The following is a 9,460-nucleotide window of genomic DNA, read 5'->3' on the forward strand; positions in this document are numbered from 1 at the left end:
GCCCGGCCCGGCGTCCTTCTCCCACAGAGGTCAGACCGTGGCGTCCACCGGGCTCGCGTCGGCCCTGGTCGGCTCGTCGCGGCGGGCCAGCCGCAGGGCGCCGAGGAGTACGCCCAGGCCGATGAGGGTGAGTGCGGCGCCGGCCCAGATCGGCGAGGTGTAGCCGAGGCCGGCGGCGATGGTCACCCCGCCGATCCACGCGCCCAGCGCGTTGCCGAGGTTGAACGCGGCGATGTTCGCCCCGGACGCCAGCGTCGGCGCCTGCTGGGCGTACCGCATGATCCGCATCTGCAGCGGCGGCACGGTGGCGAACCCGAACCCGCCCATCAGCACCAGCGCGACGATGGTCAGCACCGGGTTCGTGGCGGTCAGCGCGAAACCGACGAGGACCACGGTGAGCACCGCCAGGACGGTGACCAGGGTGCGCGACAGCGACCTGTCCGCCGCCCGGCCGCCGAGCAGGTTGCCGGCGAAGAGCCCCACCCCGAAGAGGACGAGCAGCCACGGCACGGTGCCGGTGGCGAAGCCGCTGACCTCGGTCAGCGTGTAGGCGATGTAGGTGAACGCGCCGAACATCCCGCCGAAGCCCAGGACGGTGATCACCAGGGAGAGCCAGACCTGCGGGTGGGTGAACGCCCGCAACTCGCCGCGCAGCCCACCGGCCGGGCGGTCGGCGTTGGCGGTGCCACCCGCCGGGATGAGCAGGGCCAGCCCGACCAGGGCGACCACCCCGATGGCGGTGATCGCCCAGAACGTCGACCGCCAGCCGAAGTGCTGCCCGAGGAAGGTGCCGAACGGCACGCCGAGCACGTTGGCGATGGTCAGGCCGGCGAACATCATGGCGATGGCGCCCGCCCGGCGGGCCGGTGCGACCAGGCCGGCGGCAACCACGGCGCCGATGCCGAAGAACGCGCCGTGGCAGAGCGCGGCGACGATCCGGCCGGCCATCATCACGGCGTAGTCGCCGGCGACGGCGGAGAGCAGGTTGCCGATGATGAACAGCACCATCAGGCCGAGCAGCACCGGCTTGCGCGGCAGGCGGGTGACCGCCGCGGTGAGGGCGACCCCGCCGACGGCCACGCTGAGCGCGTAGCCGGAGATCAGCCAGCCGGCCACCGGCTCGGTGACCGCGAAGTCGGCGGCCACCTCGGGCAGCAGCCCCATGATCACGAATTCGGTCAGCCCGATGCCGAACGCGCCGATGGCCAGCGCGATCAGGCCGGGCGGCAGGGACTTGTGGCGTACGGACATGGTCTTCCCATCGGGGAGGGGGCAGATATGCGGCGCGTGCAACTACACGCGCCAGCAACGAGATACTTGCACGCGCTGGATACCTGCGCAAGCGTGCTAGCCTGGGGCCCGTCAAGGTCACACCCGAGGAGGGCCGGCATGGGCATCGCCGACGACGCGGTCGAGATCCGCGCGCAGGGCTGGCGCACCCTCGCCGCCCTGCACGGGCTGATCGAGACGTCCCTGGAGCGGGCCCTGCAGGCAGGCCACGACCTCTCCGTCGTCGAATACACGGTGCTCGACGCGCTCTCCCGGCAGGACGGCTGGCACATGCGGATGAGTCAGCTCGCCCGCGCCGCCGCGCTCTCCGGCAGTGCCACCACCCGGCTGGTCACCCGCCTCGAACAGCGGGGGCTGCTCACCCGCATCCTCTGCGCCGACGACCGGCGCGGCATCTACACCGAGCTGACCGCGGCCGGTTCCGAACTGCTCGCCCAGACTCGACCGACCCACGACCGGGTGCTCACCGACGCGCTCGCCGAGGCCGAGGCCACCCCCGAGCTGGCCCCGCTGGTCGACGCCCTGCACCGGTTGCCGGCCAGCCGCTGACCGCCCCGCCGGTCCGGGCGACGGCGGGCGTACGGTACCCGCAGCCCCACCGGGACCGCCGCGCCAAGGAGGCACGCGATGCAGGACCGCACCCCTCGTGCGGAGGAGCTGGAGCCGATCGAGCGCGCCGGGATCGACGAGCTGCGCGCCCTGCAACGCGAACGGCTGCGCTGGTCGTTGCGGCACGCGTACGACAACGTGCCGCACTACCGCCGGGCGTTCGACGCGGCCGGGGTGCACCCCGACGACTGCCGGGACCTCGACGACCTGGCCCGCTTTCCGTTCACCGGCAAGGCGGAGTTGCGGGACAACTACCCGTTCGGCATGTTCGCCGTCCCCCGGGAGCGGGTGGCCCGGCTGCACGCCTCCTCCGGCACCACCGGCCGGCCGACAGTCGTCGGCTACACCCGCGACGACCTGCACACCTGGGCGCGGCTGATGGCCCGCTCGATCCGCGCCTCCGGCGGTCGTCCCGGCGACCGGGTGCACGTCGCGTACGGCTATGGGCTCTTCACGGGTGGCCTGGGCGCGCACTACGGGGCCGAGGAGCTGGGCTGCACGGTCATCCCGGTCTCCGGGGGCATGACCGAGCGTCAGGTGCTGCTGATCCGCGACTTCGAACCCGAGGTCATCATGGTCACGCCCAGCTACCTGCTGGCCATCGTCGACGAGATGCGTCGTCAAGGCGTCGACCCGCGGGCCACCTCCCTGCGGGTGGGCATCTTCGGCGCCGAGCCGTGGACCGAGGACATGCGCCGCGAGATCGAGCAGCAGGTGGACATCCACGCCGTCGACATCTACGGGCTGTCCGAGGTGATGGGCCCCGGTGTGGCCACCGAGTGCGTCGAGACCAAGGACGGCCTGCACCTCTGGGAGGACCACTTCTACCCGGAGATCATCGACCCGGTGACCGGGGCCGTGCTGCCCGACGGCGAGCGGGGTGAGCTGGTGTTGACCTCCCTGACCAAGGAGGCGATGCCGGTGGTGCGGTACCGCACCCGCGACCTGACGCGGCTGCTGCCCGGCACCGCCCGCCCGATGCGCCGGATCGAGAAGATCACCGGCCGGACGGACGACATGATGATCGTGCGCGGGGTGAACGTCTTTCCCACCCAGATCGAGGAGCTGATCCTGCGTACCCCGCAGTTGTCGCCGCACTTCCAGTGCGTCCTCGATCGGCGGGGCCGGTTGGACACCCTGACCGTCCGGGTGGAGCGGCGGGCCGGGGTCGCGGCGGACGCCGCCGAGCGGGCCGGCGCGACATTGGTCGAGCTGGTGAAGAACACCGTCGGCGTGAGCGTGGCGGTCGACGTCCTCGCGCCGGACGCGGTGGAGCGGTCGGTCGGCAAGATGCGCCGCATCGTCGACAGGCGGCGACCCACCTGAACCCCGGCCGAGCGCCTGGGCCCCGTCCTGGGCCGGTCCGCTGCCCGGCACCCCGTAGAGCTGCCCCACGGCTGGGGCAGGTGGCGTGGTCGGAAGTCCGATGTCGTGTTCCGGTTGCGCCGCCGACCTAAGATCTGCGCATGCGTGTGCTGGTGGTCTCCGCCCCGCTGGTCGGGCACGTCTTTCCGCTGGTGCCGCTCGCGGTCGCGCTGCGCGATGCCGGCCACGACGTGCTGCTGGCCACCGGTGGCGGTGGCCTGGCCGCCGCCGAGGCCGGTCTGCCGGTGCACGACATCGCACCGGGCTTCGACTTCGGCCGGATCGCGCTGCGCCTCTTCCCCCGCCACCCGCTGATCGCCCGCGCCGAGTTGGCCGGCACCGCCGGCACCCGGGGCGCCGGCCTGCTCTTCGGCACGCTCAACGACAAGCTCACCGACCCGGTTGTCACGTTGGCCACCGAGTGGCGGCCGGATCTGGTGCTGCACGAGCCGTTCGCGGTGGCCGGCGCGGTGGCCGCCGCCCGGCTGGGTGTGCCGGCGGTTCGGCAGGAGAACTCTCTCTTCGACGGTCGGGACCTGGTGCGCGCCACCACCGCCCGGCTCGGTCCCGCGCTGCGGCGGCACGGCCTGACCGAGCTGCCGCCACCGGCCGCCGCGCTGGCCGTGGCCCCGCCCAGCGTGGCGAGGCAGGATGGCTGGCCGATGCGCTACGCCTCCTACGTCGGCGGCGGCGAGCTACCGGCCTGGCTGCGGGACCCGGGTGAACGACCGCGCATCCTGGTCACCCGCAGCACGTTGACCGGCCCCGGCGACCGGGGGCCGATGCCCGCCGTGGTCGCGGCCGCCGCCGAGGTGGACGCCGAGATCGTGCTGGTCCGGCCCGACGAGCGGTCGTCCCGGTCGCTGCCCGGCAACGTGCGGGTGGTCGACTGGATCCCGCTCGACGCGGCGTTGCCGTCGAGTGCGGCGCTGGTGCACCACGGCGGGGCGGGCAGCATCTTCGGTGCCCTCGCCGCCGGCCTGCCGCAGCTGGCCACGACGGGTCCGGGGGACCGGCGGCACAACGCCGAGCTGGTGGCCCACCGGGGTGCCGGTCTGGCGCTGCGCCCCCGGGACATCACCGCGCGGGCGCTGACCCAGCTGCTCACCGACGACCGCCTGCGTACCGCCGCCGGGCAGGTCAGCCGGGAGATCGCCGCGATGCCGCCGCCGGCCGACCTGGTCGCGCGGCTGGCGGCACTGGCCTGACGGTGACCCCGCGTGGCCGCGCCGGGAGCGCGTTCCGCTGGGGCAGGATGACGTGATGCGACACGTCGTGCTGTTCCACTCCGTGTACGGGCTGCGGCCCGCCGTGCGCGCCGCCGCCGACCGGCTGCGTGCCGCCGGGCACCAGGTCGCCACCCCCGACCTGTACGGCGTACCGGCCACCGACTCCGTCGAGGACGGCTTCGCGCTGCTCGACAAGATCGGCCACGAGGTGGTGCTGGACCGGGCCCGGGCGGCGTTGCGTGACCTGCCACCGGAGACGGTGCTCGCCGGCTTCTCGATGGGCGCCGGTGTGGCCGGGGCGCTGTTGGCCGAGCGCCCCCACTGCGCTGGCCTGCTCCTGTTGCACGGCACCGGCGGCGCACCCGACGCGGTCCGACCCGGGTTGCCGGTGCAGTTGCACCTCGCCGACCCCGACCCGTTCGACGCCCCGGACGAGGTCGCCGAGTGGCAGCAGGCGCTCACCGACGCCGGCGCCGACCTGACGGTCTTCCGCTATCCCGGCGTGGGCCACCTGTTCACCGACCCGGACCTCGCCGAGCACTCCCCGGACGCCACGGCGGCGGCCTGGCCGCGCGTGCTGACCTTCCTGGCGCCCCGCTGAGCGTCAGCGACTCCTGACGGCGGCCTGGCCGCGCGTGCTGGCCCGCTGTGCGCCGGCGACTCCCGACGGCGGCCGTCCCGCCTCTCGCTCAGTGCGTGCCGGCGCCGATGCGCGGGGGCGTGGCGGTGCCGTGCACCCGCCTGGCGTGCGCGGCGAAGAGCCGGGGGGCGATGATCGGCATGAGCAGCCGGGCCGGCAGCGGGGCGTGCGCCAGCACCGCCTTGACCACCGCCGGGTCGCCCTCGTACATGGCCAGGCCGAAGGCCAGCGGCAGCAGCTTCTTCGGGGAATTGCTCATTCCGTGCTCGCCGAGCCGCATCCACTCCCGGGCGGTGACGTGCCGTTGCGCCAGGGGCAGGATCTCGGCCTCCTCCAGGGCCATGTGTTCGACCAGCGCGGCGCGCAGCTGCTCCAGGGCGTCCGCGAGCTGCCCGCCGTCGCGTCCGGTGCGACGCCACTGCGGCAGCAGGGCGACCACCGCCGTGTGGGCGTCCTCGATGGCGTGGTGCTGCGCCTCCATGGTGGGGACGATGGCCGTTGCCTCCGCGCCTCCGCGCTCCAGCAGCAGGGGCCACAGCAGCAGGTCCTCGCCCTCGTGGTGCGTGTGCAGGATGTGGCAGAGCATCTCGGCGTGGGCGCCGACGACCTCCGCGCGCGTGGCGTCGCCCGGTGTGACGTCGCGGACGAGCTGCGGCAGCAGGCTGAACTCGCGACGGAGCGCCGAGTGCGCCATGTACATGTCGCGCACGTCGGCCATGGCTTCGCGGTGGTTCTGGTTCACGGTGACCTTTCCGAGGGATCAACTGGCACAGATCTGTTGATCATGCTCGGTGGCACTTGGAATCGGCTTGGAGTCCACCAGCAGCGACGGTCAGTCGGCCAACGCGGCCGTCGCCGCGGCCAGCCAGTGCGGCGACTCCCACCGGCGGGCCACCCGCGCGGCGAGGGTGAAGTGCCGGGTCGCCTCCTCGGTGCGACCCAGCAGCCGGTACAGCTCACCGAGCGTCAGCGCGACCGGCCGTACCACGGCCGCCGTGGTGGAGAAACCGGCCAGTTGGTCGCGTACCGGGAGCAGCGTGTCGATCACGGGCTGGGCCAGGTCCCGGCGACCCAGCGCCACGATGACCATCGCGCGCACGCTGAGCAGCGCCGACTCGAAGTAGTCCGGGCGGTAGGTGTGCCGCCCGATTGGCATGGCCCGCGCCTCGTCCACCCGGCCGCTCCCGATCAGCGCCAGCGCCAGCAGGTCGTCCACGATCGGGCCCAACGATCCGCGTATCCGCCGGGTGGCCTCCAGATGCTCGCCGAAGCGGCCCTGGCTGATCAGCAGGGTCCCCACCGAGAAGAAGTGGAAGGCCTCGGCGTGCAGTGAACCCTGCCGCCGCATCTGCTCGGCGACCTCGTCGTAGTGCCGCTGCGCCGCGACGAAGTCGCCGGCGACGTGCGCGAGCGCGCCCAGCGCGCACCTGTGGATCGTCTGCGCCTCGTTGAGCTGGTACGTCTCGGCCAGCCACCCGTGCCGGGCGACGCTGAGGCGCAGGTCGTCCGGCTCGTTGAGCGCGGCGGCGCTGTGCCCGAGCACCTGCTCGGCCACCGAGCGGTAGGTCACCAGCCCGTGCGCGTCGGCGAGGGCGCGCAGTTCCAGCGCCAACTCCCGACGCGCCGACGCCTCCCGCTCGTAGCTCATGGTGCGTACCCGCGCGGCCAGCCCGAGGGCACGCAGCTCCGGGTCGTCCAGCCGCCGGCTGAGGGCCAGCGCCTCCCGCCCGGCCGCCACGCCCCGCGGGTCGGACTCGCCGTCCAGCTCCGTGGCCAGCGCCTCCAGCAGCCGGCAGCGGGCGACCGGGTCCAGGTCGTCGGCGCGCAGGAGCCGGGTGAGCAGCTCGACGACGCGGTGGTCCACCACGCCGTACTCGTGGGTCAGCCACGGGGTGGGGACGGTCCACGCGGTGAAGGCCGCGACCAGCAGATCGTCGCGGTCGGACGCGGTGGCGACGTCGATGGCGCGGGCGCGGGTCCGGCGGGCGGCGGCCACCGCGCCGGCCCGAGCCTGGGCGCGCAGCAGCCGGCCGAGCAGGTCGACGCGCAGCGCGTCGTGATCCCCGCTGACCGACCCGGCGGCGTCCACGGCGTTGGTGAGCACCTCGATCGCCGCGTCGTACGCGTACCGCCGCTCGGCCAGTTCGGCGGCGCGGACGGCGTACTCGACGGCGAGCGGCGCGGTGTCGGCCGACGCCGCACGGGCGTAGTGGTGGGCCAGGGCGGGATAGTCGTCGGGTGTCAGCCGGCGGGTGGCCGCGGCGATCCGGGCGTGCAGGCGGGTACGGCGTAGCTGGGGCAGGTCGGTGTAGATGGTGTCGCGGACCAGCCCGTGCACGAAGCGCACCCGCCCCGGCGCCGGTTCGGTGAGCAGCCCGGCGGCCAGCCCGACCTCCAGCGCTTCGAGGACGGAGGTCTCGTCGGTGCCGGCGGCGTCGACAAGTGTGCGTACCTCGGCCTCCCGCCCGGCGGCCGCGGTGAGGCGCAGCGCCGAGACGGCCGCCGAGGGCAGGCGGGAGAGCCGTCGGCGCAGCACGTCGCGTACGCCCTCCGGCACGTCGCTGGTGGCGACGAGGGTGCCCTCGGTGGCCAACAGTCGGGCCGACTCCCGCACGTAGAACGGGTTGCCGCCGGTCCGCTCGGCCAGCGCGGCGACCGTGTCCGGGTCGACGGTGGTCCGGGCCAGCGCGCCGAGCAGCCGCTGCACCTCCGGCGGCGTCAGACCGGCCAACGGGATCCGCAGGGATGATCGGCGGGCCAGGACGGCCATCGTGTCGGCGAGCCGTTCGCGGTGCTCGGCCGGGCGCAACGCCGCGACGAACAGGACGGCCCCGGTGGTCAACTCGACGACGCTGTTCAGCAGGAGCAGCGTCTCGGCATCGGCGGCGTGCAGGTCGTCGAGGACGACGGCGACCGGTCGACGGGCCGCGGCGGCGTCCAACCAGGCCCCGACGGCACGGTGCAGCCGGAACCGGCCGGCGGTGACGTCGCCCCCTCCGTCGCCGTCGCCGTCGCCGAGCAGCGGGGCGAGGGCCGGTGCGAGATCACCCGGCGGCGCCTGCCCGGCGAGTTGCCGCAACGCCTCGACCCAGGCCCAGGCCGGCGGGGCGCCCTCGACCTCGGGGCAGCGGCCCACGGTGACCAGCCAGCCGTCGGCGGCGAGCCCGTCGCGGAATCGGGTGAGCAGGCTCGTCTTGCCGGCCCCGGCCTCCCCGCTGAGCAGCGCGACGCGTGGCCCGCCGGCCGCCGCCTCGGCCGCTGCCTGCCGGAGAGCCGCCAGCTCGGCCTCCCGTCCGACGAACACATCCTCCGGCACCTGTCGCTCGGCGCCGACGCGTACCGCCGTGGCGGCCACCGGGGGCAGCAGGTCGAGGCGCTGGCCCAGGATCGCGGACTCCACCTCGACCAACGCCGGCCCCGGGTCCAGGCCGAGCTGGTCGGCGAGGGTCGCTCGCGCCCGGCGCAGCGCGGCGAGCGCGTCGCCCTGCCGACCGGCACGCCACAACGCCAGCGCCAGCAGTCGCCAACACTCCTCCCGCAGCGGCGCCTGCCGGGTCAGCACCTCCGCCTCGGACACCGCCTCGGCCGGGTCGCCGAAGCGCACCGTCAGATCGAGCAGCAGCTCCCGGGCGCCCAGCCGCGACTCCTCCAGCCGCAGCACCTCGGCCTGCGCCCACGGTTCCCCGGCGAATTCGGCGTACGCCCGACCACGCCACAGGTCGAGCCCCGTGCCCAGCAGGTGACGTGCCCGGCCCGGGTCGGTGGAGCTGACCGCCCGCGCCTGCACGAGCAGCCGCTCGAAGCGACAGGCGTCGACCGCGTCGGCGGGCACCCGGATCGCGTAGCCGGGCGGCGCGGTGACCAGGACCCGCGCCGGCGCGCGGCGCTCGCGCGACGGCTCCAACAGGCGGCGCAGGTGCGAGACGTACGCCTGCAGGGAGGCGATCGCCCGCGGCGGCGGGTCACCCCGCCACAGATCCTCGATCATCCGACCGACGGAGACGACCTCGCCCCGGGCCGCCAGCAGCAGCGCGAGCACGGCGCGTTGGCGGGGGCCGCCGAGGTCGACAGGTCCGCCTGAGTCGACCTCGACCTCAAGCGGCCCGAGCACCCGTAGCAGCATGACCGGGCCAATCCTAGTCACGCGCCGGGTGGCCTTCCCGATCTACCGTGGTTTCGGCAATCACGAGCGGTAGCGCCTGTCCGCAGCGCCTTCTTGTCGACTGCCCCTGCTAGGGCCTGTGTCGAAGTCGGTGCCAGGGCGTGAGCTGTTGGGTGAGGATCTTCGCGTGTCGGTGTTCGAGATGTAGCGAGGTCTCCGGTATCT

7 protein-coding genes are annotated in these 9,460 nt (G+C 74.2%); 4 read left to right on the plus strand and 3 right to left on the minus strand.

The features are described from left to right. Nucleotides 1-30: 30 nt before the first annotated feature. Nucleotides 31-1,251, minus strand: a complete 1,221-nt coding sequence (locus ACGFIQ_RS32170) for an MFS transporter (RefSeq protein WP_393249403.1) — start codon at nucleotides 1,249-1,251, stop codon at nucleotides 31-33. A 138-nt stretch (nucleotides 1,252-1,389) separates the two neighbouring features. On the opposite strand from ACGFIQ_RS32170, the gene ACGFIQ_RS32175 reads away from it, so the two are divergent. The 4 genes from ACGFIQ_RS32175 to ACGFIQ_RS32190 all read left to right on the plus strand — a co-directional run bounded on the left by ACGFIQ_RS32175 (nucleotide 1,390) and on the right by ACGFIQ_RS32190 (nucleotide 5,094). Continuing rightward, nucleotides 1,390-1,839, plus strand: a complete 450-nt coding sequence (locus tag ACGFIQ_RS32175) for a MarR family winged helix-turn-helix transcriptional regulator (protein ID WP_393249405.1) — start codon at nucleotides 1,390-1,392, stop codon at nucleotides 1,837-1,839. 78 nt (nucleotides 1,840-1,917) lie between these two features. Next, the gene (paaK, locus tag ACGFIQ_RS32180) at nucleotides 1,918-3,225 is read left to right on the plus strand and encodes a phenylacetate--CoA ligase PaaK (protein ID WP_393249407.1); all 1,308 of its coding nucleotides are present in this window, start codon (nucleotides 1,918-1,920) and stop codon (nucleotides 3,223-3,225) included. A gap of 140 nt (nucleotides 3,226-3,365) precedes the next feature. Continuing rightward, nucleotides 3,366-4,472, plus strand: coding sequence for a nucleotide disphospho-sugar-binding domain-containing protein (locus ACGFIQ_RS32185; protein WP_393249409.1), 1,107 nt, complete (start codon nucleotides 3,366-3,368; stop codon nucleotides 4,470-4,472). Between the two features lie 55 nt (nucleotides 4,473-4,527). After that, entirely contained in the window at nucleotides 4,528-5,094 is a 567-nt protein-coding gene (locus ACGFIQ_RS32190) for a dienelactone hydrolase family protein (RefSeq protein WP_393249411.1), read from the plus strand. An 88-nt stretch (nucleotides 5,095-5,182) separates the two neighbouring features. Here the strand turns inward: ACGFIQ_RS32190 and ACGFIQ_RS32195 are convergent, their stop codons facing one another. After that, complete coding sequence (locus ACGFIQ_RS32195; RefSeq protein WP_393249413.1) at nucleotides 5,183-5,875, minus strand: hemerythrin domain-containing protein; 693 nt, start codon at nucleotides 5,873-5,875, stop codon at nucleotides 5,183-5,185. Nucleotides 5,876-5,965: 90 nt separating this feature from the next. After that, the gene (locus ACGFIQ_RS32200) at nucleotides 5,966-9,256 is read right to left on the minus strand and encodes a BTAD domain-containing putative transcriptional regulator (protein ID WP_393249415.1); all 3,291 of its coding nucleotides are present in this window, start codon (nucleotides 9,254-9,256) and stop codon (nucleotides 5,966-5,968) included. Nucleotides 9,257-9,460 lie beyond the last annotated feature (204 nt).

This window comes from Micromonospora sp. NPDC048898 (assembly GCF_043198035.1).
In the GTDB taxonomy this organism is placed as follows: Bacteria; Actinomycetota; Actinomycetes; order Mycobacteriales; family Micromonosporaceae; genus Micromonospora.

Excerpts from the sequence above, each read along its gene's own strand:
- ACGFIQ_RS32170 (WP_393249403.1), bottom strand. The coding sequence starts at position 1,251 with ATGTCCGTACGCCACAAGTCCCTGCCGCCCGGCCTGATCGCGCTGGCC.
- ACGFIQ_RS32200 (WP_393249415.1), bottom strand. The coding sequence starts at position 9,256 with ATGCTGCTACGGGTGCTCGGGCCGCTTGAGGTCGAGGTCGACTCAGGC.
- ACGFIQ_RS32185 (WP_393249409.1), top strand. The coding sequence starts at position 3,366 with ATGCGTGTGCTGGTGGTCTCCGCCCCGCTGGTCGGGCACGTCTTTCCG.
- paaK (WP_393249407.1), top strand. The coding sequence starts at position 1,918 with ATGCAGGACCGCACCCCTCGTGCGGAGGAGCTGGAGCCGATCGAGCGC.
- ACGFIQ_RS32190 (WP_393249411.1), top strand. The coding sequence starts at position 4,528 with ATGCGACACGTCGTGCTGTTCCACTCCGTGTACGGGCTGCGGCCCGCC.
- ACGFIQ_RS32175 (WP_393249405.1), top strand. The coding sequence starts at position 1,390 with ATGGGCATCGCCGACGACGCGGTCGAGATCCGCGCGCAGGGCTGGCGC.